This is a genomic window from Pyxidicoccus caerfyrddinensis (genome assembly GCF_010894405.1).
GTDB lineage: Bacteria > Myxococcota > Myxococcia > Myxococcales > Myxococcaceae > Myxococcus > Myxococcus caerfyrddinensis.
The window spans coordinates 135,492-161,279 of sequence record NZ_JAAIYA010000029.1 but is presented as its reverse complement, the minus strand read 5'-3'; the positions used below and the strand labels follow the sequence as shown (position 1 = coordinate 161,279).

The 25,788-nt window shown below is 68.7% G+C and carries 24 protein-coding genes and 1 tRNA gene; 14 read left to right on the top strand and 11 right to left on the bottom strand.

All coding sequences use genetic code 11. The annotated features are described in order from the left end of the window. Window positions 1–31: 31 nt before the first annotated feature. Both G4D86_RS43950 and G4D86_RS52380 read right to left on the bottom strand, forming a co-directional pair. Complete coding sequence (locus tag G4D86_RS43950; RefSeq protein WP_164000914.1) at window positions 32–1,039, bottom strand: alpha/beta hydrolase; 1,008 nt, start codon at window positions 1,037–1,039, stop codon at window positions 32–34. Window positions 1,040–1,065: 26 nt separating this feature from the next. Continuing rightward, window positions 1,066–2,175 carry a uracil-DNA glycosylase gene (locus tag G4D86_RS52380; protein ID WP_205520336.1) on the bottom strand — a complete coding sequence of 370 codons (1,110 nt, stop codon included), beginning with the start codon at window positions 2,173–2,175 and terminating at the stop codon, window positions 1,066–1,068. A gap of 270 nt (window positions 2,176–2,445) precedes the next feature. Here G4D86_RS52380 and G4D86_RS43940 point away from each other — a divergent pair, with 270 nt between their 5' ends. After that, window positions 2,446–2,877 (top strand): PaaI family thioesterase, encoded by a 432-nt coding sequence (locus tag G4D86_RS43940; RefSeq protein ID WP_164000911.1) that lies wholly within the window; start codon window positions 2,446–2,448, stop codon window positions 2,875–2,877. Window positions 2,878–2,892: 15 nt separating this feature from the next. On the opposite strand, the gene coaBC is transcribed toward G4D86_RS43940, so the two are convergent. The 3 genes from coaBC to G4D86_RS53470 form a co-directional block, all read right to left on the bottom strand. After that, on the bottom strand, window positions 2,893–4,113 hold the full coding sequence (gene coaBC / locus G4D86_RS43935; protein WP_164000909.1) for a bifunctional phosphopantothenoylcysteine decarboxylase/phosphopantothenate--cysteine ligase CoaBC: 1,221 nt from the start codon (window positions 4,111–4,113) through the stop codon (window positions 2,893–2,895). A 62-nt stretch (window positions 4,114–4,175) separates the two neighbouring features. Beyond that, window positions 4,176–7,151, bottom strand: coding sequence for a carboxypeptidase regulatory-like domain-containing protein (locus G4D86_RS43930; protein ID WP_164000907.1), 2,976 nt, complete (start codon window positions 7,149–7,151; stop codon window positions 4,176–4,178). Between the two features lie 108 nt (window positions 7,152–7,259). Next, window positions 7,260–7,478, bottom strand: coding sequence for a hypothetical protein (locus tag G4D86_RS53470; protein ID WP_240360817.1), 219 nt, complete (start codon window positions 7,476–7,478; stop codon window positions 7,260–7,262). On the opposite strand from G4D86_RS53470, the gene G4D86_RS53465 reads away from it, so the two are divergent. Continuing rightward, window positions 7,477–7,812, top strand: coding sequence for a hypothetical protein (locus tag G4D86_RS53465; RefSeq protein ID WP_240360816.1), 336 nt, complete (start codon window positions 7,477–7,479; stop codon window positions 7,810–7,812). The two genes, G4D86_RS53470 and G4D86_RS53465, sit on opposite strands and share 2 nt — an antisense overlap. A gap of 53 nt (window positions 7,813–7,865) precedes the next feature. Here the strand turns inward: G4D86_RS53465 and G4D86_RS43920 are convergent, their stop codons facing one another. The 3 genes from G4D86_RS43920 to G4D86_RS43910 all read right to left on the bottom strand — a co-directional run bounded on the left by G4D86_RS43920 (window position 7,866) and on the right by G4D86_RS43910 (window position 10,368). Then, window positions 7,866–9,149 (bottom strand): Stp1/IreP family PP2C-type Ser/Thr phosphatase, encoded by a 1,284-nt coding sequence (locus tag G4D86_RS43920; protein ID WP_164000951.1) that lies wholly within the window; start codon window positions 9,147–9,149, stop codon window positions 7,866–7,868. A 61-nt stretch (window positions 9,150–9,210) separates the two neighbouring features. Beyond that, the gene (locus G4D86_RS43915) at window positions 9,211–9,723 is read right to left on the bottom strand and encodes an FHA domain-containing protein (RefSeq protein ID WP_164000902.1); all 513 of its coding nucleotides are present in this window, start codon (window positions 9,721–9,723) and stop codon (window positions 9,211–9,213) included. A 42-nt stretch (window positions 9,724–9,765) separates the two neighbouring features. After that, on the bottom strand, window positions 9,766–10,368 hold the full coding sequence (locus tag G4D86_RS43910; RefSeq protein WP_164000900.1) for a hypothetical protein: 603 nt from the start codon (window positions 10,366–10,368) through the stop codon (window positions 9,766–9,768). A 141-nt stretch (window positions 10,369–10,509) separates the two neighbouring features. Here G4D86_RS43910 and G4D86_RS43905 point away from each other — a divergent pair, with 141 nt between their 5' ends. The 11 genes from G4D86_RS43905 (at window position 10,510) to G4D86_RS54040 (ending at window position 19,616) form a co-directional block, all read left to right on the top strand. After that, window positions 10,510–10,713 carry a hypothetical protein gene (locus tag G4D86_RS43905; RefSeq protein ID WP_164000898.1) on the top strand — a complete coding sequence of 68 codons (204 nt, stop codon included), beginning with the start codon at window positions 10,510–10,512 and terminating at the stop codon, window positions 10,711–10,713. Window positions 10,714–10,844: 131 nt separating this feature from the next. After that, window positions 10,845–11,489 carry a DUF4349 domain-containing protein gene (locus G4D86_RS43900; protein ID WP_164000896.1) on the top strand — a complete coding sequence of 215 codons (645 nt, stop codon included), beginning with the start codon at window positions 10,845–10,847 and terminating at the stop codon, window positions 11,487–11,489. A gap of 139 nt (window positions 11,490–11,628) precedes the next feature. Next, window positions 11,629–12,582, top strand: coding sequence for a universal stress protein (locus G4D86_RS43895; RefSeq protein WP_420821887.1), 954 nt, complete (start codon window positions 11,629–11,631; stop codon window positions 12,580–12,582). Then, window positions 12,582–15,473, top strand: a complete 2,892-nt coding sequence (locus tag G4D86_RS43890) for a monovalent cation/H+ antiporter subunit A (RefSeq protein WP_164000891.1) — start codon at window positions 12,582–12,584, stop codon at window positions 15,471–15,473. The genes G4D86_RS43895 and G4D86_RS43890 overlap by 1 nt, the downstream gene beginning before the upstream one ends. Continuing rightward, on the top strand, window positions 15,473–15,811 hold the full coding sequence (locus tag G4D86_RS43885) for a Na+/H+ antiporter subunit C (RefSeq protein ID WP_164000889.1): 339 nt from the start codon (window positions 15,473–15,475) through the stop codon (window positions 15,809–15,811). The genes G4D86_RS43890 and G4D86_RS43885 overlap by 1 nt, the downstream gene beginning before the upstream one ends. Then, complete coding sequence (locus G4D86_RS43880) at window positions 15,808–17,448, top strand: monovalent cation/H+ antiporter subunit D (RefSeq protein ID WP_164000887.1); 1,641 nt, start codon at window positions 15,808–15,810, stop codon at window positions 17,446–17,448. The genes G4D86_RS43885 and G4D86_RS43880 overlap by 4 nt, the downstream gene beginning before the upstream one ends. After that, window positions 17,445–17,933, top strand: coding sequence for a Na+/H+ antiporter subunit E (locus tag G4D86_RS43875; RefSeq protein ID WP_164000884.1), 489 nt, complete (start codon window positions 17,445–17,447; stop codon window positions 17,931–17,933). The genes G4D86_RS43880 and G4D86_RS43875 overlap by 4 nt, the downstream gene beginning before the upstream one ends. Next, window positions 17,930–18,208, top strand: a complete 279-nt coding sequence (locus G4D86_RS43870; protein WP_164000882.1) for a K+/H+ antiporter subunit F — start codon at window positions 17,930–17,932, stop codon at window positions 18,206–18,208. The genes G4D86_RS43875 and G4D86_RS43870 overlap by 4 nt, the downstream gene beginning before the upstream one ends. After that, window positions 18,205–18,561: a monovalent cation/H(+) antiporter subunit G gene (gene mnhG, locus G4D86_RS43865; protein ID WP_164000880.1), complete on the top strand. Its 357-nt coding sequence runs from the start codon at window positions 18,205–18,207 to the stop codon at window positions 18,559–18,561. The genes G4D86_RS43870 and mnhG overlap by 4 nt, the downstream gene beginning before the upstream one ends. Before the next feature lie 348 nt (window positions 18,562–18,909). After that, window positions 18,910–18,983 (top strand) — tRNA-Ile (locus G4D86_RS43860). A gap of 510 nt (window positions 18,984–19,493) precedes the next feature. Further along, complete coding sequence (locus tag G4D86_RS54040; RefSeq protein ID WP_275899224.1) at window positions 19,494–19,616, top strand: hypothetical protein; 123 nt, start codon at window positions 19,494–19,496, stop codon at window positions 19,614–19,616. Window positions 19,617–19,921: 305 nt separating this feature from the next. Here G4D86_RS54040 and G4D86_RS43855 read toward each other — a convergent pair whose 3' ends face one another. From G4D86_RS43855 to G4D86_RS43845, 3 genes are all read right to left on the bottom strand, one after another. Next, window positions 19,922–21,076 (bottom strand): serine/threonine protein kinase, encoded by a 1,155-nt coding sequence (locus G4D86_RS43855; RefSeq protein ID WP_164000878.1) that lies wholly within the window; start codon window positions 21,074–21,076, stop codon window positions 19,922–19,924. A gap of 181 nt (window positions 21,077–21,257) precedes the next feature. Then, on the bottom strand, window positions 21,258–23,042 hold the full coding sequence (locus G4D86_RS43850) for a serine/threonine protein kinase (RefSeq protein WP_164000876.1): 1,785 nt from the start codon (window positions 23,040–23,042) through the stop codon (window positions 21,258–21,260). Then, on the bottom strand, window positions 23,039–23,947 hold the full coding sequence (locus tag G4D86_RS43845; protein WP_164000874.1) for a DUF2381 family protein: 909 nt from the start codon (window positions 23,945–23,947) through the stop codon (window positions 23,039–23,041). The genes G4D86_RS43850 and G4D86_RS43845 overlap by 4 nt, the downstream gene beginning before the upstream one ends. Before the next feature lie 592 nt (window positions 23,948–24,539). On the opposite strand from G4D86_RS43845, the gene G4D86_RS43840 reads away from it, so the two are divergent. Continuing rightward, a complete protein-coding gene (locus G4D86_RS43840) occupies window positions 24,540–25,388 on the top strand; it encodes a hypothetical protein (RefSeq protein ID WP_164000872.1) in 849 nt (282 codons plus the stop codon). Window positions 25,389–25,788 lie beyond the last annotated feature (400 nt).

The window sequence follows — 25,788 nt, the reverse complement described above, 5'->3', positions numbered from 1 at the left end:
AGCCCGTGCGACGCGCCTCCGCGCGGACGGCTCAGTCGCGCGCCAGCTTCGGCACCAGCACCGCCAGCGAGCGCTCGAAGCGGTAGGACACGCCGGAGTGCCCGTCCTCGAACTCCTCGTGCACCAGTTCGACGCCGGCACCCTTGAGGTCCTCGGCGAGCATGCGCGTGCCCCAGCGGATGTTGAACTCGTCGCGGGTGCCGCAATCGAGGAACACCGTCTTGAGCTTGCGGAACGAGTCCAGGAACTTGGGCACGAAGCGCACCGGGTCGTGCACCAGCCAGCGGTTCCACACGTCCAGCTTGATGCGGCCCGTGTTCGCGTCGAAGGGCAGCTCCACGTTGAGCGGCTCGCCCTTCTTCGGCGAGTACGCGGCGGCCATCGCCAGCGTGTTCACCACCGGGAAGTCGTCGCCGCGCATCTTCGTCTCGCGCACGCGCTTGCGGAACTCGCCGTGCCACGCGTCCACGCCGCCCGACTTCAGCAGCGAGGCCGCCGCCTTGGGCAGGTCTGGCAGGTAGCAGTACTCGAAATACGAGTCCGCCGCGTGCGCGCCCAGGTGCGAGAAGAGCTCCGGGTGGTAGCGGCCCATGACGAGCGCGCCGTAGCCGCCGGAGCTGTGGCCCACCACCGCGCGCGAGGCCGCCTTGGGCAGCGTGCGGTAGGTGCGGTCCACGAAGCCCAGCACGTCCTTGGCCAGGTAGTCGCGGTAGCGGCCGATGGCGTCGCTGTTCACCCACTGGCTGCCGCCGAGCGAGGTCCACCCGTCGGGGAACACGCCGATGGCGGGGGGCAGCGCGCCGGACTCGATGAGCGCGTCCATGCGCTCGGGCACGGTGGGGCCGAAGCCCGCGGCGTTCGTCCACGTGCCGCCGCTGTTGCCGAAGGCGTGCAGGAAGTAGACGACGGGGTAGCGCCGGTCTCCCTCGCCATAGCCCGGTGGCAGGTACACGGTGAGCCGTCGCCGGGCCGGGTCGCCCAGCGGGTTGGCCTCCAGCGCGGGCGATTGCAGCTCGCGCGTCTCCAGCTGTCCCTTCATGAGTTTCCCCCTCCGAGGGCCCGCCGCTAGGCGCGCGAGCCGGGTTGCTTGCCGAGGACCTTCATCACCGCCTGCAGGTCCTCCCACGCCTTGCGCTTCTCCGCCGGGCTGCGCAGCAGGTACGCGGGGTGGAAGGTGGGCATGAGCTGGATGCCCTCGTACGTGCGCCAGTTGCCACGCATGCGGGTAATCGGCGTGCTGTCGCGCAGCAGCGTCTGCGCCGCGAACTTGCCCAGCGCCACCACCACCTTCGGCTGGATGGCCGCGAGCTGCGCGCGCAGGAAGGGCTCGCACGCCGCGATTTCATCCGGCTCCGGGTTGCGGTTGCCGGGCGGGCGGCACTTCACGACGTTGCAGATGTAGACGTCGTCGCGCCGGAAGCCCATGGCTTCAATCATCTTCGTCAGCAGCTCACCCGCCGCGCCAACGAAGGGAACGCCCTGGAGGTCCTCGGTCTCGCCCGGGCCCTCGCCCACGAAGACCAGCTCCGCGCGCGGGTTGCCCGAGCCGAACACGATGTTCTTTCGCGTGCTGCACAGCTTGCAGCGCTGGCAGTCGCCCAGCTCGCGGCGGATCTGATCCAGCGTCGGACGCTCGCCGTTCGCCATCCCCGGAAGCTGTCCGGGAGGCCGGGGCGCCTGCTGTGGCACGTCCAGGAGCATGCCCGCGCTCCCCGCCGGGGCAGGACGCGAAGCCGGCGCCCGGGCGGACGGAGGAGACCCGGTGGGCCCCGTTACCGCGGGGCGCATCGGCGCGCCGGTGTGGCCGTTCGGTGTGGAGGGGCTCTGCGCAGCCATCGGCGACGGGGCAGGCCCGCCACGGCCCGTCAGGCCCGCGGCCGGCGCGGCCACCGGCGCGCCTGTGCTCTCGGGAGCAAGCGGGGGCCTTGCCATCGGAGGCGCGCTCGGAGGCCGGGCGGCGGGCGGCGGACGCGCCGGAGCGGCGGCTTCCGACGTGCCGTTGCCCCGGGACAGGAGCGAGCGCAGCGAGGGCGCGGAGCGCTGGAGCTCGGACGCCGCCTTCGCGTCAATCATCAGGACGCGGCCGGAAGCCTCCTCCTGCCAGAGCAGGTGGCGTCGCACCTCGTCCAGCACGGCGCTCAGTTCCTGCGAGGAGTCGGGCAAGTCGTCGTTCACGTTGACTGGATCGGTAGCGGAGGAAGGGGTCCAGCGCAAGGAAGCGACCGGTGGCCTCGGCAGTACGCTTACCTCGGCGCCGAGCCCGGCGTCACTCCCGGAGTCACCCTCACTCTGTCGCTCCAGGCGGGCTCACAGTGTGGGCGGAACGTCCCGGGTTCTTCGTCACGGAGTGGACGGACGCGCCGCGCCGTGCTCGATGAGTCCTCCGTGCCTCGCCGCGCGACCCTGGCGTCCGCTTCGAGGCCTCGCACGGAAGGAGCCGCACCCATGGAGCCTCTCAATCCGGACTACCGCCAGGACACCGAAGAGCTCTTCCGCTCGGCCGCGTTCGTCGTAGAGCTGGGCATCCAGCCCACCTCCATCCTCCCGGGTGAAGTCGACACGCGCCTGGTGGTGCAACCCCGCCACCTCCAGCAGGACGGCGTCATCCACGCGGGCGTACAGGCGACGCTGGCGGACCACACCGCGGGCGCCGCGGGCTTCACCGCCGTGAAGAAGGGGCAGCGCGTGCTGACCACCAGCTTCACCGTCCACCTGCTCCAGGCGGCCATGGGGGAGGAATTGCGCTGCAAGGGGCGCGTGCTGCGCGCCGGACGCCGACTCATCGTCGCCGAGTCCGAGGTGCATGCCGTCTCCGGCGGACAGACGAAGCTCGTCTCGAAGGCCACCATCACGCTCGCGGTGATGGAGCCCCGGTAGCCTGGACCTGGAGCCCTACCGACGGGGCACCAGGAGCAGCTCGAGGATGGCGCGGGCCACCTCGTGCTTGCTGCCCTGCATCTCCTGCTGGAGTCCCGCGCGCGTGAGCAGCGTCACGCGGTTGGTGTCCGTGCCGAAGCCCGCGCCGGGCGCCGTCACGTCGTTGGCAACGATGGCATCCAGCCCCTTGCGCTCCAGCTTCTCCCGCGCGTGCTCCAGCACCCGCTCCGTCTCCGCCGCGAAGCCCACCAGGAGCGGCCGCTTCGCGCTCCCCGCCACCTTCCGCGACGCCTCCGCCAGCACGTCCGGCGTGCGCACCAGCCGCAGCGACTCCGGCGTGGGGGACGTCCCCTTCTTCACCTTCTGCGGCGCGCGCGCCTCCGGCCGCCAGTCGCTCACCGCAGCGGTGGCGATGAACGCGTCCACCGCCTCCACGCGCGAGAGCACCTCGCGCGCCATGTCGTCCGCGCTCACCACGTCCACCACCGTCAGCCCGCCGCGCTCCACCGGCCCCACCGGGCCCAGCACCACCGTCACCTCGGCGCCCAGGCTCCGCGCCGCGTGCGCGAGTGCCAGCCCCATCTTCCCCGTGGACGGATTCGAGATGAACCGCACCGGGTCCAGGAACTCGCGCGTGGGGCCCGCCGTCAGCAGCACCTTCTTCCCCGCGAGCGGCCCGGCGCCGAAGCGCGCCGCCACCGCCTCGGCAATCCTCGGCACGTCCGCGAGCCGCCCCTCACCCACGTCACCGCAGGCCAGCAGCCCCGCGCCCGGCCCCACCTGGCTGAAGCGCGGATGCGCCAGCAGCGCCGCCACGTTCTCCTGCGTCATCGCGTTGTCCCACATGGCCACGTTCATCGCGGGGGCCAGCACCACCGGGCCGCGGAAGGCCAGCAGCGACGTCGTCACCGCGTCGTTCGCCATGCCCGCGCGGATGCGCGCCAGCAGGTCCGCCGTGGCCGGAGCCACCACGAAGGCCTCCGCCCAGCGGGCCAGGTCCAGGTGCCCGAAGTTCCCCTCCTGGGCCGGGTCGAAGTAGTCCGTGAGGACGGGGTGGCCGCTGAGGGCCTGGAAGGTGAGCGGGGTGACGAACTGCCGCGCGGACTCCGTCATGGCCACGCGCACCTCCGCCCCGGCCCGTCCCAGCTCGCGCACCAGGTCGCACGCCTTGTACGCCGCGATGCCGCCGCCCACGCCGACGACCACCCGGCGGCCCTTCAGTGCCGTCACGTCCATGCGGCTTCCTAATGCGCACGCCCGCTGGCTCGCAACCCGCGCCGCACGGCGGTGCCGCCGCCTCAACGCCCCAGCGCCACCTCGCCACGCGAGGGCACGTCCACCACGCGCACCTCCGGCCCGCCGGGCGTCTCCACGTGGAAGTGGCCCCACACCAGCGTGTACCGCCCCGGGGGCAGCCCGTTGATGACCACCGTCTCCCCGCGCGGCTGGTACACGAGCTGCGCCCAGCGCGAGCGCATCATCGCCGTGGACGGCGGGTTGCCCACGTCGGACACCTCCCCCGCCACCACCCAGAGCGCCTTGCCGCGCTCGGGCATGAGCTGCACGGTGAGGGACGCAGTGCCCGGCGCGGGCCCCAGGTCCAGGTGCATCTCCGCGCCGGCCACCTGCACCACCAGTGTCGGCTCGCCGGAGAACTCGCGGTTGGCGCCGAGCGCGAAGCGGTAGCTGCCCGGAGACACCTCCACGCTGTAGGCGCCGTCCGGACCGGTGACGATGGTGAGCGGCTCGCTGCGGTCGGCGTTCACCGCCTCCACCTCGAAGCCCGCGGCGGGTTGCCCGCTGGCCAGGTACACCCGGCCGCTCAGCCGCGTGGCCTGCCGCAGCGTCAGCTCCACCGGGCCGCGCGCGCCACGCTCCAGCGACTGCGTCCCGCTCAGCCGGCCCTTGCGCGCGGACACGGTGAAGCGCGGCACGTACGGCGGACTGGCCAGCGTGAAGCTGCCGTCCGGGCCCGACATCACCGACTCGTCGCACACGTCGCACGTCACCACCGCGTCCGCCACCGTCCCGCCGCCCGCGTCGCGCACGACGCCGGAGATGCTGGGCAGCTTCTCCAGCACCAGGTCTCCCAGGTCCGGCGCCAGCGGGCGGTCCACCATCATCGGCTCGTAGCCCGGCGCGTTCACCGCGGCGATGATGCGCTCGCCCGCCGCGGCCAGCGGCAGCTCGAAGCGGCCATCCGGGCTGTTCACCTCGTGCTCGTCCACGTGGTAGCGGCGCACCGGCGCGCCGTCGCTCCCGACGACGCGCCCACGGAAGACGTCGCGACGCTTGAGCACCACACGCACCGGCGGGCCGCCGGCCTTGCCCTCGGCGCGCTCCACCTGGTCGTAGCTCGGGTGCCTCGCCTCCAGGCGGTAGCCGCGGTCCGGGCGCAGCGAGCGGAACTCGAAGTGGCCGCGCGCGTCGCTCTGCACCGGCTCGGAGCCGCGAGGCACCACCACCAGCGTGGCGCCCTCCACGGGGGCGCCCTGCCCGTCCACCACGTCACCCGACAGTGGCGCGCCGGGCTTCAGCTCCACCTCGAGCTTCAGCGTCTGCCCGTCCTCCAGCGTCACCTGCTTGCGGTCCGAGGGCAGGTAGTCCGGGTGCGAGGCCACCATCCAGTACGTCCCCGCCGGCATGCCGCGCATGGGCACCATGCCGTCCGAGCCCGACGAGCGGTCGCTCCGGAAGATGCCCTCCTGCTCCACCCACAGCACCACGTCCGCGCCCTCCACACGGCGGCCGGCGGAGGACACCGTCACCTCCAGCGCCGCGCGAGGCTCCAGCGCCAGTTGCACCCCGCTGGCGGGCGCCGTCACCTTGAGCTGCCCGCCACCCCACTCCGAGTGGTGCGCGTGCAGCTCGTACAGGCCCGCGGTGGGCACCTGCGCCGCGAAGCGCCCGTCCGCGTCGGCCAGCACCGACTCGCCGGTGGGCTGCACCAGCACGGAGACGCTCGGCGCGGGCCGGCCGTACTGGTCCAGCACCTGCCCGCTGATGAGCGTGGCGCGCTCCATCTCCAGCTCGAGCGACGTCTCGCCCTCCACCACCTTCGCGGGGAGCTGCGCGTCGCGAAAGCCCTCCGCGTGGCCTTCCAGCACGTAGTCGCCGGCGGCCAGGGGGCCCAACTCCATCAGCGCCCCGGTGCCCCCACGCTCGCGCCGGATGAGCTCGCCCTGGGCCGTGCGCAGCAGCAACTCCGGCTGGGGCACCGGCTCGCCCTGCTCGTCCACCACCGTGACGAGCAGCTTGCCGGCGACCTCCAATTCCAACGTCACCTGGGTGACGCGCGCGTCCAGCGTCAGCGTGCGCGGCGCGGCCCCCAGCCCGGGCGCCTCCGCCGTCACCACCACCGCGTCCGGGTACAGGCCGGTGAAGCGCAGCGGCTCGCCCTTCGTGCTCAGCTCGCGCGACAGGTGGTCGGCGCGCAGCCGCACCGTGGCCGCCGCGGGCTGGCCGTTCCGGGTGACGCGCACCTCCAGCGTGCGCGCGGGCGTCAGCTTCAGGCGCACCGGCTGCGGGCCCGCTTCCACCTGCGACTCCACCGCGGGCAGGAAGCCCTCCGCCGTGGCCAGCACGTAGAAGGGCCCTTCTCCGAGCCCGTCCAGGGAGAAGACGCCGTCCGCGCCCGCCGTCGCCTCGAAGGGTAGCGGGACACGGCGGGACACCGCGTGGACGTGCGCGCCCCGCACGGGCTGGCCCGCGTCGTCCACCACCTGCCCGCCAATGCTCCGCAGCGGCGGGAGGAACAGCTCCACCGGGTCTCCGGGGGCGGCGCGATCTCGAAGGGCCACGCCCAGCCCGGGCGCCTTCGCCCAGACGGAGAAGGACACGCCCGCCAGGTGCTCGAAGCGGAAGCGGCCCTGCGCGTCCGTCGTCGCGGTGGCGCGCGGGGTGAGGAAGCCGTGCTGGTGCTCGAAGAAGGCCAGCGTCTGCAGCGAAGTCTCTCGCGCCTGGCACGACAGCAGGGCCTGCCCGCACTCGTCGCAGCGCACGTCCGCGAGCGTCTTCTCGGCGCTGGCGGACAGGGACACTTCGGCGCCCTCCACCGGACGCCCCGCCGAGTCCAGCACCCGTCCCGCCAGGGCGAGGCCCTCGTTGGCGCCGGACGACACGTCCACCGCGGAGAAGGTGGGCAGGGCCGCCGACTTCGGCGTCTCGGAGGAGGTGTCGGACGTCCGGGCGCTGGAGGCCGGTCCCGAGGCGAACCACGCGGCCCCCGCCACCAGCAGAGCCACCGTCAACCCTATGAGAATCCAGTTGCGCATGCGCACGCCGCGAGGACCATAGCCCGCGGTGGGGCCCGGAACGGGCAATTCCCGGTGGAAATTCCGGACGCGTCCTTTCTCGGACGCTCCCCGTGCCGCCGACGCGCGTTAGTGCTTGCCCTCAAGGGCGTCCAGCCGCTTCTCCACGTTGTCGAAGCGCTCGCTCGTGGACTCCGCCAGGGTGCCCAGCAGCCGCGCCATGCGCCCCGCGTGCGTTTCCATGCGCAGGAAGCGCTCGTCCACGGAGCGCAGCCTCACCACCACGGCTTCCAGGGTCGTCGTCGTGGACTCCATGGTCACCAGCATGGAGTCCGTGGTCGTTTGCATGGAGGCCATGGTCGTTTGCATCGAAGCCATGTTCGTTTGCATGGACGCCATGTTGGTTTGCATGGAGGCCATGTTGGTTTGCATGGAGGCCATGTTGGTTTGCATGGAGGCCATGCCTGCCTTCGTGGCTTCCACGCTCGCCTTCATGGACGCCGTGTCGCGAAGGACGACGCCCAGACTGGAAGACACGATCCTCATGTCCGTCCGGGTCGTCCGCATCTCCTCCCGCAGCTCCGCCACCTCGCCGATCAGCTTCACGAACACATCTCCACCCGCCGCCCTCGCCATGCGCCCTCCAGAGACAGTACGCCGCGAGCGTACCCGGGCGGTCTGACGCGGAGTGGACACGGTGCGAGGCGTCTTCGGAGGACGGGAGCTCATGAAGGTCTACTCCTCGGCGAACGGCTGGATGGCCTGGGCCACGGCGAGCTCCTGGCGGGCCTCGCTCAGCTCGGAGTTGGTGGCGCGCAGCCGGTCGCTGAGCACCTGGACGAAGCTCCAGAGCATCTTCACCGCGAGGATGGACTCGCGCTTCATCAGCCCCATCAAGTCAGGCCGCGAGATGACCATGGTGCGCGTGGGCTCCGTCGCCCGCACCGTCGCCGAGCGCGGCGCGTTGTCGATGAGCCCCATCTCCCCGAAGTGGCCACCGGCGCGCAGCTCGGCAATCTCCACGCCGTTCTTCTCAATCGCCACCCGGCCGCGGATGACGACGAAGAGCTCCTCGCCCGGCTGCCCCTCCACGACGATTTCCCGGCCCGCCGGGTACGTGCGCGTCGTGGCGATGGACAGCACCGCCGTCTGCTCCTTGTACGTGAGGTGACGGAAGAGCGGAATCTTGCGCAGCGCCTCCATGCGCGACTGCGCCTCGCTCGTCTCCTCGCTGACCGCGGCGCCCTCGCCGGCCACCTTCACCACCACCGCGGTGATGTTGTCCTTGCCGCCGCGCTCGTTGGCGATGTCGATGAGCCGCTTGGGCAGGTCCGCCGGCGCCATGCCGGACACCAGCGGGAGGATTTCCTCGTCCTCCACGTAGCCGTGCAGGCCGTCCGAGCAGAGGATGAACACGTCGCCCGGCACCAGGTCCACGATGAGCGTGTCCACCTGGACCGACTCCTGGATGCCCACCGCGCGCGTAATCACGTTGCGGTACTGCGACGCGGCGGCCTGCTCCTTCGTAATCGTGCCGGCCTTGAGCTGCGCGGCCACCAGGGTGTGGTCCTCGGTGAGCCGGTGACACTGGCCGTGGCGCACCAGGTACACGCGGCTGTCGCCAACGTGGCCGATGACGCCCTTGTTGCCGCCCACCGCGAGGCACACGAACGTCGTACCCATGCCGCGCTTGGACGCGTCCTGCATGGCCATGCGGTAGATGTCCGCGCAGGCGCGCTGTACGGCCACCTCCACCAGCGCCGCGGCCGCCGAGCGGCTGTCCGCCGTGGGGTTGTTCCCCAAGTCCTTCAGCAGGTGCCGGTTGGCGGTGATGTGCTGCTTGACGACTTCCGTGGCCCGGGCGCTGGCAACCTCGCCGGCCGCGTGGCCACCCATGCCGTCGGCGACGACGTAGAGGCCGAGCGGTGAGTCCACCAGCATCGCGTCTTCGTTGTGCTGCCGCTTGCGGCCGACGTCGGTCAGTCCGAAGGCTTCTGTGGTCAAGGCCACCGCGAACACTCCCGTGTGTGACAGAAGGCGACGCCGCACGTTACGCAGGCCGCCGAAGACGTGGCAAGGCTCAGGGAGCCATCCTCACGGCCAGCATCCGGACAAAGCCGCTGGCCGTGTAGAAGGCCACCTCCACCTGACCGAAACGCAACCGGGCGCCGTCCTCCACGGGCACCGCCCGGCGGGGGGTGAGCCGCACCCCGCCCACCCAGGAGCCGTTCTTGGAGCCGGCGTCCGTCAGGAGGAAGCCCTCCTGACCCTCCTCGCGGGAGAACCACGCGTGAAACCGGGACACACTGCCGTCGTCCAGCACCACGTCGTTGTTGCCCGTGCGCCCCACCGTGATTCCCCGGCCGAAGGCATTCGTCCGCGACTTCAAAACCGGGAAGACCAGCGACTCGCTCGCCCCCAGCGTGGGCGCCCCCGCGTTCGTCACCGTCTTCATCCGGTACTCCTCCTCCCCCAGCACCCCTGGCGCCTGGGGGGAGGGAGTGAAGACGAGCAGCGCCGGAGGCAGGCCCCGCTCAAGCTCGCCGCGGCTGCGCAGGTACCGCGATGCATGGGCGCTGAGCAGCTCGGACATACGGAGGGTGCGGGTGCTTTGCTCACGAACCTTGCGCGGAGTCTAGCGCCAATCCATGAACAACCCGAACATCGGGCCACCCACGAAGTAGCGACCGAGGCTGCGCTTCTTGAGGCCGAAGGGCTCGGAGTAGCCCACGGCGGCCCCCACCCCCGTCGCGCCCCACTGGTAGCCCAGGTGGATGCGGCCCTCGAGGATGCCCGTCGTGCGGTGGTCCGCCGGAGCGCCCCCGTCGAAGTGGGCGCCGTAGAAGACGGGGCCGCCCGTCACCTGGAAGCCCCAGTGCGCGCCGCCCGTCCGCTGGTTGCGGTAGCCGACGCCCACCAGGGCGGTGTGCTCGTAGTAGGAGCCCAGCTGGGTCTGCGGCGCGCCCGCCTCCGGGTCCGGGAAGGCGGCGGCCCACCCCAGCCCGCCCTCCAGCAGCAGCGCGAAGGCGTCGTTGCGGTCCTGGAAGAAGGTGAGCTGCCACTGCACCTTCACCCGCGGGGTGACGGCGCCCTGACGGACGGTGGTTCCCAGGAAGACACCCCGGGGCAGCCATGCAGGCGTCGGCGACACATGCTCGGGAGGCCGCTCCGACTGCGCGTGGGCGACGGAAGCAAGACCAAGCGAAAAAACCAGCAAAACGGGGAGCTTGCGGTTCATGGGAGTCCCTTCCCGCCATGCTGCGGGGCGCTTGTCAACGAAGTGTTCCGTTGGCTATGACACGTCCGTTACTCGCGGATGGGCGCGGGGCCAGGTCTTCCTGGCGCCACCCGCCGCGGGACACAAGGAGCGGGACACCGCATGCCAGTCGTGACAGTCCGGGCGGGTAGCAAGCAACGCTCGGGAGAGTTCGACGCCCTGGTTCGCAAGGCCACGGAGAAGGCTTCCGACCTGCTGGAGCAGAGTGATCGGGTGCTCGTCGTCTATAAGAAGGGCAGCGCCAGCATCTATTACGAGGGTGACGTCGCGACTGCCGCGGTCGTCCCCTCGGTCCGGGCCTCCTGATAGGGAGTCCCGCCGTCTCGCTGAACCGAAGTGAAGTCCCCCGGGCTCGTGCGGAAGGTAGGGAACCACGAGCCCGGCGCGCGCGTCCTGGAGGGCACCTGCCGCCTGTGCCCTCACCTGAAAGGAAAGCCGTGCGTCCCCTCCTCCTCGCCTCGTTCTTCGTCCTCGCCGCCTGTTCCACCGCGGCGCCATCGGTGCGCACCCGGGACGGGATGATGTCCGTCTCGGAGGAGGCTCCGGGGTCGGTCGAGGCGAACCGCTCCATCATCCGCACGGCCATGCTGGAGGTGGAGCGCGCGGACCCCGAGAAGGGCCCCGCGCAGGCGGTGTCCCTGGCGAAGACGCACGGGGGCTACGCCCAGCGCGTCACCTCCGAGTCGGCCACGGTGCGGGTGCCGGCGGAGCGCCTGGACGTGTTCCTCGGGGAGGTCCCCGGGCTGGGCCACGTGGCCGAGCAGTCGGTGACCGCCGACGACGTGACGGAGGCACACCAGGACCTGAAGGTCCGGCTGGCCAACCTGGAGCGCGTCCGCGAGCGGTACCTGGAGCTCTTGCAGCGGGCCGTCACGGTGGAGGACACGCTCCGGGTGGAGAAGGAATTGGAGCGCGTCACCGCGGAGTACGAGTCCCTCAAGGCGCGGCTGGAGTCGCTGGACAACCAGGTGACGCTGGCCACGGTGAGCCTGGAGTTCCGCCGCCCCGTGCGCCCCGGCCCCGTGGGTTGGGTGTTCTACGGCCTGGGGAAGGCCGTGAAGTGGCTGTTCGTCTGGGACTGACGGCGCGGTTCGGCCGTTAGCCGCTCTCGGCTCGCAAGCGGCGACGACCGCTCCATCCGTCACGTACCCAACGCCACACGACCGCCGCCTGCCCCGTATGGCGTGACATGGGAACGAGCAGGCTGGCTCAATTCCCGGCATGACCCAGGAGCACCGTGCCTCGCACGAGGCTGGGCAGGACAGGCGCCACGCCTTTCATTCGCTGCTCGTCCCCGTGGACCTCTCAGCGGCGATGGGACGGGTCCTGGCGCGCGCGGCGTTGCTCCCCCTCGCCAGGAACGCCCGGCTCACCCTCCTTCACGTGGTGCCGAGGGGCCTCCCGCGAGAAGACAGGCTCCAGGCGGAGCACGATGCGAGGAAGGCCCTCGAGCTCGCGGCGAAGAGCCTGGCGCCCAGGCTCCCGGAGCGTGCCAAGGCCGTGCCGCAGGTCGTGGTGGGCGTCGCCGCGACCGAGATTGCAAAGCAAGCGCATTCACACGAGGCCGAGCTCATCGTGATGGGTCGCGGCCACGGCCGGACGCTCCGCGAGCTCGTCCTGGGGTCGACCGCGGAGCGCGTCATCCGAAGGGGGCAGCTGCCTGTCCTGGCCGTTCGCCGCCAGCCTCACGGGACCTATCGCCGCCCCCTGCTCGCCCTGGACATGGATGAGGCCGCCCGTGGTGTGCTTGCCCTGTCCCTCCGGGTGCTCCCGCCGCCCCGCCCGCAAGTCGGGCTGGTCCATGCCTACGATGCCCCGTATCACGGGCTGATCTATCCGAGCCTCTCGCCGGAGCAGGGCCAGGAGTACCGCAAGTACTACCGCCAGAAGGCCCTTCACGGGCTCGCGCGGATGATTTCCACCGCGTTGGTGGAAATGAAGATCTCGCCGGACGACAGTCTCACCTGGAAGTCCCACGTCCGGTACGGCTCGCCCAGGACGGTCATCCCGGACGTCGTCGCGAAGAGCCGGGCGGACCTCCTGCTGCTCGGAACGCATGGCCGTGCTGGAATCGCGCACGCGCTCCTCGGGACTGTCGCCGGGGACGTCCTCCGGGATGTGACGTGCGACGTCCTGGTGGTTCCTCCCAGGCGCCATGGGGTCCGCAAGTCCTGATGCCGCTCATTGCCCTCCTGGCCATTCCCTGGGTCTCCAGTGTCATCGCGGCACTGCTGCCCACGAGCGCCCGGAACCGCGCGGCGGGGCTCGCGGGCCTCACCGCGCTGGTGGGCCTGGTGGGCGTGGCGCTCCACTTCCCGAGCGTCCAGGGCGGAGGCCTGCGTGTCGAGCGCTTCGAGTGGATACCCTCGCTCGGACTCGACCTCGTGCTGCGGCTCGACGGCCTCTCCTGGACATTCTGCGTGCTCGTCCTGGGCATCGGCGCGCTGGTGATGCTGTATGCGCGGTACTACCTCTCGCCGCAGGACCCGGTGCCGAGGTTCTTCGCCTTCCTCCTGGCCTTCATGGGGGCGATGCTGGGCGTGGTCCTCTCGGGAAACCTGCTGCAGCTGGCCTTCTTCTGGGAGCTGACCTCCGTCTTCTCGTTCCTGCTCATCGGCTACTGGAACCATCGGAAGGACGCGCAGCGCGGGGCCCGGATGGCGCTCACCGTCACCGGCATGGGCGGCCTGTGCCTCCTCGCGGGGCTGCTGGTGCTCGGCAAGGCGGCCGGCAGCTACGAGCTGGACACCGTCCTCGGGAGCGCACAGGTCATCAAGGGCCACCCGCTCTACCCGGTGGCGCTCTGCCTCATCCTGCTTGGCGTGTTCACCAAGAGCGCCCAGTTCCCCTTCCACTTCTGGCTCCCGAACGCGATGGCGGCCCCGACGCCGGTGTCGGCGTATCTGCACTCGGCGACCATGGTGAAGCTGGGCGTGTTCCTGCTGGCGCGGCTGTGGCCGGCGCTGTCGGGGACGGAGACCTGGTTCTGGCTCACCGGCTCGGCGGGGCTCGTCACGCTGCTGCTCGGCGCGTGGGCGGCCCTGTTCCAGCGCGACCTGAAGGGGCTGCTCGCCTACTCCACCATCTCCCACCTCGGACTGGTGGTGCTGCTGCTGGGGCTCAACAGCCCGCTCGCGGCGGTCGCGGCGGTGTTTCACATCATGAACCACGCGGCCTTCAAGGCGTCGCTGTTCATGGCGGTGGGCATCATCGACCACGAGACGGGGACGCGGGACCTCCGGCGGCTGTCGGGGCTCTTCCGCCTGATGCCCATCACCGGCACGCTCGCGCTCGTCGCCACGGCGGCGATGGCGGGAGTCCCCCTGCTCAATGGCTTCCTGTCGAAGGAGATGTTCTTCGCGGAGACCGTCTTCATCGACGCCCACCCCGTCGTGGAGTGGGGCCTGCCCATCGCGGCGACCCTGGCGGGCATGGGGAGCGTCGCCTACTCGCTCCGGTTCTCGGTGAAGGTGTTCTTCGGGCCCGCCAGCGCGCTGAACACCCCGCGTGTCCCGGAGGAGCCCCCCAGGTGGATGCGCGTCCCCGTCGAGGTGCTGGTCCTCGCGTGCCTGGTGGTGGGCATCGCGCCAGCAATGTCCATCGGGCCCATCCTCGAGGCCGCGTCCTGGCCGGTCGTCGGCGGACAGCCTCCGCCCTACAGCCTCGAGCTCTGGCATGGGTTCACGCCCCCGCTCCTCATGAGTGCGCTGGCGCTCGGCGGGGGCGCGATGTTGTACAGGGGGAGCCGCTGGCTGGAGGCTGGACGGGTGGGCCTCGGAGGCCGCTTCGTGGAGCGGTGGGATGGCGCGAGGCTCTTCACGTCACTGCTGGCGTGGCTCACCGCGGCGAGCCGGTGGCTGCGCCGCTGGCTGCTCACCGCGGGGCTCCAGCGGCAGCTGCTGGCGATGGTGCTGGTCACGCTGCTGGTAGGCGTCGCGGCGCTGTGGGGTGGCATCGGCAAGGGAGATCGTCCGCTGGTGCCGCTCTCGCCGGTGTTCATCGCGCTGTGGGTGACCGGAGGCGCCGCGGCGGTGGGCGCAGCCTGGCAGGCGAAGTTCCACCGGCTCGCCGCGCTCATGCTCTCGGGGACCGCGGGCGCGGTGAGCTGCGTCACGTTCATCTGGTTCTCCGCTCCGGACCTGGCGCTCACCCAGCTCACCGTCGAGGTGGTGACGACGCTGCTCATCCTGCTCGGGCTCAGGTGGCTCCCGGCGAGGGAGCCGGCTCGCGGCGTGTACGACGCGCACACCCTGCGGCGCGCCAGGGGCCGGCGGGCCCGCGACTTCATCGTCGCCGTGGGCGCGGGCGGCGGGATGGCCATCCTCGCCTACGCGGTGATGACGCGCGAGCTCCCCGAGCGCACCTCCTTCTTCCTCGAGAACTCCCTGAGCGGCGGAGGCGGGCGGAACGTGGTGAACGTAATGCTGGTGGACTTCCGCGGGTTCGACACCTTCGGAGAGGGGGTGGTGCTCTCGCTCGTCGCGCTCACGGTCTACGCGCTCCTGCGGCGCTTCCGGCCGGCGCCCGAGGTGATGGCGCTCCCTCCACAGCAGCGGGCGCTGTCGCAGGACCTGCAAACAGACCTCGTGAACCCACGCCTGGCGCGCGACACGGCGGTGGGCTACCTGATGGTGCCCGCGGTGCTGGTCCGCCTGCTCCTGCCCGTCTCGGGAGTCGTGGCGACGTTCTTCTTCCTGCGCGGGCACAACGCGCCGGGCGGTGGGTTCGTGGCGGGGCTGGTGATGTCGGTGGGCTTGCTGCTCCAGTACCTCATCTCCGGGACGGAGTGGGTCGAGCAGCGGCTGCGCCTCGCGCCGCGCGCGCTGATGGGCGGCGGGCTCCTGTTGGTGCTCGGCACAGCCTCGGGGGCGTTCGTGGCCGGGTATCCGCTCCTCACCTCGCACACCTTCCATCTGAGCGTGCCGGTGCTCGGCGAGCTCCACATCGGAAGCGCGGTGTTCTTCGACCTGGGCGTGTTCTGCCTGGTGCTGGGCTCCACGTTGCTCATCCTCGTGGCGCTCGCGCACCAGTCGATCCGCGCTCACCGGGCCTCGGGAGAAGACTGATGGAGGTGGTGCTTGCGCTTGCCATCGGCATCCTCACCGGCTCGGGCGTCTGGCTCCTGCTGCGGCCCCGCACGTTCCAGCTGGTCGTTGGCCTGTCTCTCCTCGCCTACGCGGTCAACCTCTTCATCTTCAGCATCGGCGGCCTGGCCATCGACAAGGAGCCCATCCTCGCGGACGGCGTCCCGCCGGACCTCGCCCACTACACCGACCCGGTCCCCCAGGCGCTCGTGCTGACCGCCATCGTCATCAGCTTCGCGATGACGGCGCTGCTCCTGGTCATCATCATGGCCTCGCGCGGGATGACCGGGACCGATCACGTGGACGGCACCGAAGAATGAGAGCGCTCATCCAGGGCCTGATGCCTCACGTGATGGTGGCCCCCATCCTCCTGCCCATGCTGAGCGCCGCGGTGATGCTCCTCATGGGTGAGGGGAAGCGCACCGCCAAGCTCGTGCTGGGGATGAGCTCCGCGCTCCTGGGGCTCGCCGTCTCGGCGGCGCTCTTCGCATGGGTGGACGCGTACGGCACCGTGGCCTATCTGCCCGGCAACTGGCCCGCGCCGTTCGGCATCACGCTCGCGGTGGACCGCCTCTCGGCGGGAATGCTGGTGCTGACCTGGCTCCTGGGCGCCTGCGCGCTCTGCTTCGCCTCCGCGCGCTGGCACCGTGCGGGCATTCACTTCCACCCGCTCTTCCAGCTGCAGCTCATGGGGCTCTCGGGCGCGTTCCTGACGGCGGATGTCTTCAATCTCTTCGTCTTCTTCGAGATCCTGCTCGCCGCTTCGTACGGCCTGTTGCTGCATGGCTCCGGAAAGCCGCGGGTCCGCGCGGGCGTGCACTACGTGGCGGTGAACCTCGCCGCCTCGTCACTCTTCCTCATCGGCGTGTCGGTCATCTACGGCGTCACGGGGACGCTCAACATGGCGGAACTCTCCGCGCGCCTGTCGGAGGGGCAGGTGGCCAACCGGCATCTCATCGACGCGGGAGCCGCCATCCTCGCGGTGGCGTTCCTGGCCAAGGCGGCGGCCTGGCCGCTCAACTTCTGGCTCGTCCCCGCCTATGCGTCGGCGACCCCGCCCGTGGCGGCGATGTTCGCGGTGCTCACGAAGGTCGGTGTCTACGCGCTGATTCGCCTGTGGACGCTGATGTTCGCCGGGGGGCCGCTGGCGGGGTTCGGCGCGGACGGACTGTTCGTGTTCGGAGGGGTCTCCGCGGTGCTCGCGGCCCTGGGGATGCTCGCCTCGCAGCGGCTCGCGGTCCAGGCGGCGGCGGGGGTGATGGTCTCCGCCGGGACGCTCCTGGCCGCGCTGGGGCTGGGCGAGGAAGCCGCCCTCGGCGCCGCGGTGTTCTACCTGGTGGGCTCCACGCTGGCCTCCAGCGCATTCTTCCTGCTCGTGGACCTCGTCGAGCGTTGGCGCGCGGGTACGACTGTCGTGGACGAGGCGCCCTTCCTCAGCGCGACGCTCGAAGCGCAGGAGGTCAACCTCGACGACGAGGAGGCGCCGCTCGTCGCCCTGCCCTTCCCCGCCTCCACCGCCCTGATGGGCATGGCCTTCATCGCGTGTACGCTGCTCACCTCGGGCATGCCTCCCCTGCCAACCTTCATCGGCAAGCTGGGCATGCTGTCGGCGGCGCTCGGGTCGGGTGGAGCGAGCGTGCCAGTCCCCCCCCGGGCATGGCTGTTCACCGGCGTGCTGCTGGGCTGCGGCCTGCTCACCCTCATCGCGCTCACGCGGACGGGAATCCGGACCTTCTGGTCGGAGATGCAGCGCGCGCGCCCCCGGGTCCGGACACCGGAAGGGCTTCCCCTGGTCGCGCTCCTCGCCGCGTGCGGAGTCCTGACGCTCGCGGCAGGGCCCACGATGGAGCTCGCTCGCGCGACGGCGAAGTCTCTCTATGACCGGAGCGAATACATCCATGCGGTCCTCGGAGCAGAGGTGCGGCCGCCAGCCACGGCGCGGGAGGCCAGGCAATGAGGAGGCTCATTCCTTCCCCCGTGCTCTCGGTGGCGCTGCTCCTGCTCTGGATATTGCTCATGCAGTCGGTGAGCGCGGGAACGCTGGTGCTGGGCGCTGCCCTGGCGCTGTTCTGGCCCGCGGTGACCGCCCGTCTCAGGCCTGCCCCCGTGCGGATGCGCAAGCCTTTCGTCATGGCACGCCTGTTCTGCCGGGTGGTGCTCGAGATGCTGCGGTCGAACGCCCAGGTGGCGTGGGCCATCCTCACCCAGCGCTCGAGCGACATTCGCTCCGGGTTCGTCCTCATTCCGCTCGAGCTGCGGGATCCGAACGGGTTGGCCGTGCTGGCGATGATCGTCACGCTGACGCCGGGCACCGCCTGGGCGCAGCTGTCGGCGGACCATCGCGTCCTCCTGCTGCATGTGCTCGCCATCCAGAGCGAGGCGGAGCTGATAGCTCTCATCAAGCAGCGCTACGAGCGCCCACTCAAGGAGATCTTCGAATGAGCCCTCTGCTCTCCTGGGCGCTGGCCTTCGCCCTTGGCTGTCTTGCACTCGGGATGATGCTGGCGCTGGCACGGATGATTCTCGGGCCCAGGGCGGAGGACCGCGTATTGGCGTTCGACTGCCTGTACTTGAACGTCATGCTGGTCATCCTCGCGCTGGGGCTCAACTACCGCAGCAGCTCCTACTTCGAGGCGGCGCTCTTGATTGCCCTCTTCGGGTTCGTGGGCTCCACCGCGATGTCCAAGTTCCTCCTACGCGGGGAGATCATCGAATGAGCGGGTGGGTGCATCTCTGGGTGGACGCGTTGACCGCGGGGCTCGTGGTGGTGGGCGCTCTGGCGGCGCTGCTCGGCTCGTTCGGGCTGCTGCGCCTGAAGAGCTTCTTTCAGCGCGTCCACGCGCCCACCCTGGGCGCGACGCTGGGGACCTGGAGCTTCACGCTCGCGGCGGCGGTGCAGATCTCCTTCGAACGCGGCCAGCTCTACCTTCATACGCTGCTCATCGCGGTGTTCATTGCGCTCACCGTGCCGATCACCACCATCTTCCTGATGCGGGCCGCGGTGTTCCGAGGACGCATGCGTGGCGAGGAGGTTCCCGTGCCCGGAGCGGATGAACTTCCCCGGGGATGACGGATCCTTGAGAGTCAGCGGTCCTCGTCCACGTCCGCCCCCCGCGAGCTCGCACAACCCATCCCCAGCAGCAGCCCCATGAGGCTCCAGCGCGGCGTCAGGATCTTCTCCGGGTCAGCACCTCTTGTCGCAAGGCGCGCTTTACACGGATAGCATGAATTGTAGCCTAGTCCGCTGACCGGAGTGGTCCTGGGGATGCGCCGCTAAGGCCCCTGCTGGCTTGTCGGGCGGCCTGGGAGGCTTCGTCCACGTTGCGGAGGGCGGAAGATGACCGCCGCCATCTGGGGTTACCCCCCTTCGAAGCCCTTGCGGCGGCGTCTCTGTCCCGCTATACGGGCGTCACTTTGCGGCCAGGTAGCTCACCTGGTTAGAGCGGCGGTCTCATAATCCGCAGGTAGTCGGTTCAAGTCCGACCCTGGCCACAGGTAACCCCCGGTTCTCCCTCGAGAACCGGGGGTTTTTTGTATCCGCTCACGTCCGCGTGCGTCCGCTCGATTTGGTCCTGGTTTGGTACCGGAATCGAGCCGCCCTCCCCGCCCAGAGCCTCGCTCGCCCGCTGCCGACCCTGGTTGCCCGTCTGCTGTGCGGGGTCGGTGAAATCCGTACGATCTCCGAGGTGAGGCCGCCCCGTGGCGAGCCATCGGAGGGGGCGATCGTGCTCCATGAAGCGCATGCCTTGACGGGGCTAGAGGGCACCAGAGCGCGGCGACGGGCCCGGGAGGTGGTTCAAGCCTTCCCGGGAGAGGCGTGGCATCAGCGCCGTGCCACAGGGCTTCCACCGGCACAGTGTCATTTACCCATGTTCGGCTTGTTGGCAAGGGCGGTGGCACTCGGAGCCCGGAGGAGGCTGAGGCAGCTTGCCAGCTCCGCCCAGGGACTCGGCCTCGCCGGGCACCACCAAAGCCCCGGCCCCATGTCCCAGGGAGGACACCATGAGCTCGAACGATGAAGCTTCAGCGGCTCCCTCCGTACCTGAGTGGCTGCCCGTGCCTGACGCGGCAAAGGCTGCCGATGTGCCGGTGCGCTCGCTGTATCGCTGGATCGAGCGCAAGTAGCTGCCGACGAAGGCGGACGGTACGGCCACGCTGGTCCAGGTCTCCGCTGTCCGCACCATCGCGGAGCGCCGCGCAGCCATGAAGAGCGCGGGTGTCAGTGCCGGCGTGCACGGCAGCGCGTTGTCAGTTCGCGCCGACAACGACGTGGCAGCGCCCCGTGGCGTGACAGTGGCACAAGTCGGCGGCACAGCTGCGCAGGTCCGCGTCAGCTCGGTCGAACCTGACTCTCCGGACACGGAATGCGAACTCGTAGCGGAGGTCTTCTCTAGGAATGGCCGCGTCTCCCTTCGCGCCTTCCTTGGCGTCTACGCAGGAGCCGGCTCAGTAGTGATGTCGTCCTGGGAGAACGCGCTCTCCGCGCCGTCTTCATCCGCGGCAAGAGCCTCCCCAGCTCGCTGTAACGCCCGCCGAATCTCCTGAGCCGCCTTCGTACCGTCGTAACTTCCGCGCGCTTGGAGAACCTTCGTCAGGTCCTCTTGGAGCGCGAGTGCGGACGTGTACCGCTCCGCCGGATTTCGCCTAAGCAACTTGCGGAAGATGGCGCGCGTCGGTTCGGAGAGCTTCTCGGTCACCTGTTCCACGTCCTCGGGCATGAAGGTGGCCGCACGAAGAATGGTGTCCTCCGGGTCCACGCCGTTCCATTCGTCCTGAGCCCGCGTGATGGCGCCGTTCAGTCGGTCGCGCGCTCCCTGCGGAATCAGCGCCCACAGCTCATCCGTGAGCATGTTGGGCGCGCTGAGCAGGTGCTTTCCAGTGGCGAACTCCAACAGCACTATACCCAGCACGAATAGGTCGGAGCGCGCATCTTCGGACTGGCCGAGCAACGCCTCCGGTGATGCCCAGTAGACCTCTCCTCTGGCGCGAGGAAGGCGGACACTCTTCCGTCCCGGTAAATGCGCGGACGCGAGCCCAAAGTCGGTCAGCTTCGCGTGGCCGGTGAGCGTCACTCGGACACGCGTCGGGTCAATCGCACGGTGCACGATATCCAGCGGCTCGTCCTTCTCACTTCGACACGTGTGCGCGTGTGCAAGGGCCCCGGCAATCTGAGCGCCGACGTACAGCATGAAGGACTCGGGGAAGTGTTTTCCTCGCGTGAGGGCCACTTCGACCAAAGTATTGAGCGAACAGCCGGCCACGGATTCCGTGATGACGTACAGGGCGCCCTTGGCTTTGTGCATCCCGTACACGCGGGCGATGTTCGGATGCCGGAGATACGTAGCCAGCGCCACCTCCTCCTCAAGTCGCTTGCGCGCCAGTTTCAGCGCTGTGGTGACGGCGGGCAGAGGAACAACCTTGAGGATGAACTTCCCCCGTGCTTCGCCCTTCATGCGGCGGAGGGCCAGCAACACACGCTCGCCGTGATGACCGGGCGCCAAGTCTTCGAGAAGCTCATAGGTGGCGCTGCTTCGAGAAAAGAGGACCGTGCCCTGCGGGAACCAGGGCTCACCAGAGTACGGCATGACGGAATCTCCTTCTAGCGCGGGCGAGATCGCCGCGCGGATGCAGAAGGAAGCTACCCACCAGAAGGGCAGGATTGGAACGACGCTATGGGTGGCGCCTCCGAGTTAATGCAACACCGTAGCGAAAGCGAATGGGCCTCAAAACAGGCCCATTCCTGCAAAGGACTTTTACACTCCACACTCACGGCCACTTGCCGAAGATGGGCCGCGCTGACTCCACAGTCCCCACCATGGCCGCACCGGGTTTGGAGCCCGGTCGCTTCTCCACGCCGCCGTTGTCGCCGAGCGCGATGCAGACCGGGAACCCATCCTCTCCCGGTGGCCTCGCCCAAGTGTAGCGACCGACAACGTCGCTCCCCCCAGTCCACAATCGACCGGAGAGACGAGTGCCCTTGGGCATTCGTCCAAGCCGCTCCCGCGTTTCGCTCACAATTTCTCCGTCGCCCACCACAGCCACGCAGAAACCATCTTCATCCCGCTTGCAGTTCTTGCCATCGGGTTGCTTCACGTCCACGTTGATTCGGATCACCAGACCGTCTTCTAACTCCAAAATCTTCATCGCTTCGACCGTCGCCGCAGGGCAGCTCTCCCGCTCCGGCATCACCTGAGATGCGGGGCAGCCCATCGTCGCGGCGGCCAAAGCCCCCGCCGCCGCGCATTGCTTCAAGAACCCCGGGCTGAATACGGGCGCGGCCTTCTTCGAATTCTTCGCAGCGGGCGGACTCGGGAGCGGATTCTTGGAGGCACTCACAGAGGGTCTTTCCTTCGGAACGGGAGCCACTGAGGTAGACGGTACTTCAAGGCTTGGCAGCACGGGCGAGGAAGGTGGCGCTTCCGGGGCACTCGCGCGTGGGCTGCTGGGAGACTCCGACACGGCCTGAGCTGGCGGACCTGCCGGTGATGAATGCTCGCGCATCGACACGGCGACACCGGCTGCCACGAGAACAGCGACTGTCACCGCCACAGCCCACGCAAGCACGCGCCGCCGTGCATTTGGGCGGGCGGGGTTCACTGCATCCGGAGCTGCGGCCCCCTCCCCAGAAGGAGCGAAGATTTCCGCGTGCCACTCCGCGCATTCCTGAGCGGCGAGTTCTTCCAGGCTGCTGCGCATGGATGCGAGCGCGGGGCACCGCTTCTCCAGGTTGCGGTCCAACAGACGCTCCACCAGCACGCTCAACGCCTCGGGCACGCGGGCATTGACCGTACGCGCTGGCGATGGCGCCATCGTGGGACTGTTCACGTTGATGCGCGGGACCTTCCTCTCGTCGGCGTTCTTCGCGGGCTCCGCGTCGGTCAGTGCGTCGTAGAGGCACACCGCGAGCGAGTAGAAATCGTCTTCCGCTGGGAAGTCGTACCGAGCGCTCGGCTCATTCCGGTGCTCTTTGAAGAAGAGCGCTGCTTCCGGCGACCGATAGCGGTTCGTTCCCGGAGGGAGGGGGGCGTCCGTCAGCTCCAGCGCGCCGGAGTATTCGCCCGCCCCCAAATCGACGATGACCGGTTCACCATCGGATTTCCGCACCATGACGTTGGAGAGCGAGATGTCCCGGTGTCGCACGCCCCGGCTGTGCAGGTGTTCCAGCGCATCGGCCAACTTCGCGAAGAGGCGCGCCACCTGCCGGAACGTGGGGTGCATCTCCTGAAGCCATTCCGCCAGCGTCCATCCCTCCACGAAGTCGAGCGCCAAATATCCGCGCCCATCGGCGGTGCGCGTCCAACCATGGACTTTCGCAATGTTGGGGTGGTCCAGTTGAACGAGGCACACCAGTTCACGTAACTGGCGCAGGTACGTCTTCGCGGGATCGTCGCTGGACTGCCGATGCTTGGTGAGCTTCAGCGCGTAAGGCCTGCCGTCCTTCATGCCTCGATACACGTCGCCGTAAGCACCACCGCCAACCCACTTGCGGATGCGGTAGGCGTCGAGACGGACTCCGGGCTTGAGGAAGGTAGGCGGCTCCGCCGTAGTCATTGGCCTTTCTCCTGCGCGCCATTCTTGATTACCACGCCCGTAACCGAGAGCGCTCGGTGCTCATCCACCGCATGCACGATCAACCGAAAGACCTCTCCTTCGCGCCCGGGATGTCCGTTGAACTCGACCACCACGCGGCCTCTTCCGGCGGGTGGCAATGCCTCTGGCGCCGTGGCTACAGTACGTGCTTCCACACGCGCCCCGGTGGATTCGCTCTCAAGCCATGCCTTGTCCGCGCTCCATGGTTGGTCGTAGGTGCTCTCCACTTCCACATCGAGCACCACCCACTCTTCCGAGATGAAGCGACGGACAAACCCTGCGCGCAGGCCCCCTGCTCCAGCACTGGACCTCGGCTTGAGCCGATCAACGCGGACACCTTTGGTCCCAAGTTGATTCGCGAGAACCATCCCTGCTGGGCCGCTGGACCTGATGCGCTCACGCTGCGCGGCCAGCTCCGCTTCACAGGCTGCACCGCGCGCTTCCAGCTCCGCCATCTGCGCCTGCATCGCCTCGGGAGATCGCGCATCGCGGAACACTCGTACCTGGCTGTCCACTTCAGAGGGATGCGTGGTGAGGTTGAACTTTGCCTCGGGCTGAGATGCATCGGCGAAGCGAACTCGCAGCACGACATCACCCTTCAGCAGCGCGAGGGGCTCCACGTTAATGGTCCGCTCGCCCACATCCACCAGGGCGAAGAGTGTTCGATCCAGCTCCACGGAATCACGGTCGAGGGTCGCGTCGAAGGCCAGCGTGGTGATCGTTCCCGGCGCCACTCGAATCTCGGCCGGAGCCTTGGAGAGGGTGACGCGGCGCTCCTTGCGTACGCGCTCAGGATTCGGCTCCGCTGTTACCATTGCAGCCAAGAGAGGAGCGAGCACCAGAACCAGCCTGGACAGTTGCGACAATGCGGGGTGACCTCCAGGGTCAGCCTAACAGATGCTGAACGCGTGGCGGTGTCAGACTACCCCCACGTGGGGCCGGGGCTTTGAGGGTGGCCGGACAACGCCCCAGGTCCGGCAGCACGCGACGCGGGATCAGCTCGCACCGCCAAAGCCCCGGCCCCACGTCACGCGGCCCCATCCAGGCGGGGCCAGTATCCAGGCTTCGACCGAACGGGGCAGTCCTCCAAGCCAAGCGCTGAGCAACTGCCAGAGGCCTTCACACGGCCACCCCTGGCTGGTCACGCTCGCGCAGGGCCGAGGGCGCATACGCGCCAGCGCTCCGGCCCCATAGCAGGTGCGCCCCCCAGTGTGCTCGCTCGGCGGAGGCGGGCGTCCACCTTGGTACTAGCACTGCCTGCACGCCTCTGAAAAACCTAGCCATCTATCGTTAACCAGCATCAGAATGATCGTCGTGAGCACACACCCCCTTCGGCTTCAACCATTTCGAGTCTTCCGCGACGAAACAACGCGGATCAATCAACTCTATTGGGCTACAAATTATTCATACACTCGCTGCGAATCCCTATTGAAGGCGATAGAGTCGAATACTGGGGGGGTGGCCCGCCGCGTTTCTGAAATATGGCCTACGAGCATCAAGGGTGAGCAGGGAGTTGCAACGGTGAGTCTAGCTGACTTCGACATATTGCTCGAAGGCAACAGAGGAATATTGAGGGCTACCACTGTGCTGTATCTCTGCTCTGCATTCGAGAACGCGCTCAGCGGATTCTACGTGCTTTGTGGGCTAAAGGATCCTCCCAGAGCAGTGGTTGGGTGGACTCAAGGCGCGTGGCCCAGTCTCAGGGGAACACCGGGGCACGTACAAAGCCTTCTCACTGCGCTCAAAAACAAAGTCAGTGGCCCAAAGGCTGTTCTCAAGGGCCCCTACAGCAAGCGTCTTGCTGTCCTAGAGAATAGCTTTGGAATCAAGTTAAATCTCGCTGCCAGCACGCTAGGCGATTTGGATAAGTGGCACAGCATCCGACACGCCATTGCACATGACCAAGGGCTTGCCGTAACGGACGAGGTCTTTCACTCATCCAGTGAGGTGCTATCCAGCCGGCACCATGTGCAAGAGGCCGATTGGAAAACGCTGATAGCGCTCTTCGATGGCGTTATTGACGATCTAGACCGCGTAGTCGCGATTCACCTCGGACGCGAATTCATCATTTCGCTTGCTGTTGCCCGTTACCGTGATCGCGCTCCAACTCCCACTCTCGTGGGCGACCCTTTCAGGGCGCAGAAAGACCGCGAGGATAAAATCCTACACGATGTGAAAGTCGAATGGCAGATGGCATTCTCAAGAACTGAGTTCAGGAATGCCATGCAGGCACTCGGGGAGGCAGTGAGTCCGCCGAAGACGCGTCGAAAAGCACCGAGACAGCCTCAGACACGCGCGAAGCCCTGACAACGGGCTTGGCTCGAATCTTGAGCTGGTCTCGAAATTACGCGAAGGGACCAGCTGAGGTCCGCTCGGCCGCCCGGCAGTACGCGACACCCGGCGATGCATATGGTCGAAGCTGCCGAGTGGGCCTGACCAACGAACAATGGAGCCTCATCGAGCCGCTGCCGCCACGGACGCCGAAACGTGCGGACCGGCCAGGGCGACCGCCGACGGACGCGCGCTCCCTGTTACAAGCCCATATCTCATGTATGTGCTTATGCCTCGCGGTCTCGACCTTAACTCAGATTGGCGTTCTGTCACGTTAACGGCAGCGTTCTCGAACGCGGTTCAGTGTATCGCCCTATTTCAGCACTCGGGGATCTCCGACCACGCTTCAAAGCGGAAGCCTGATCGGGTAATTTGC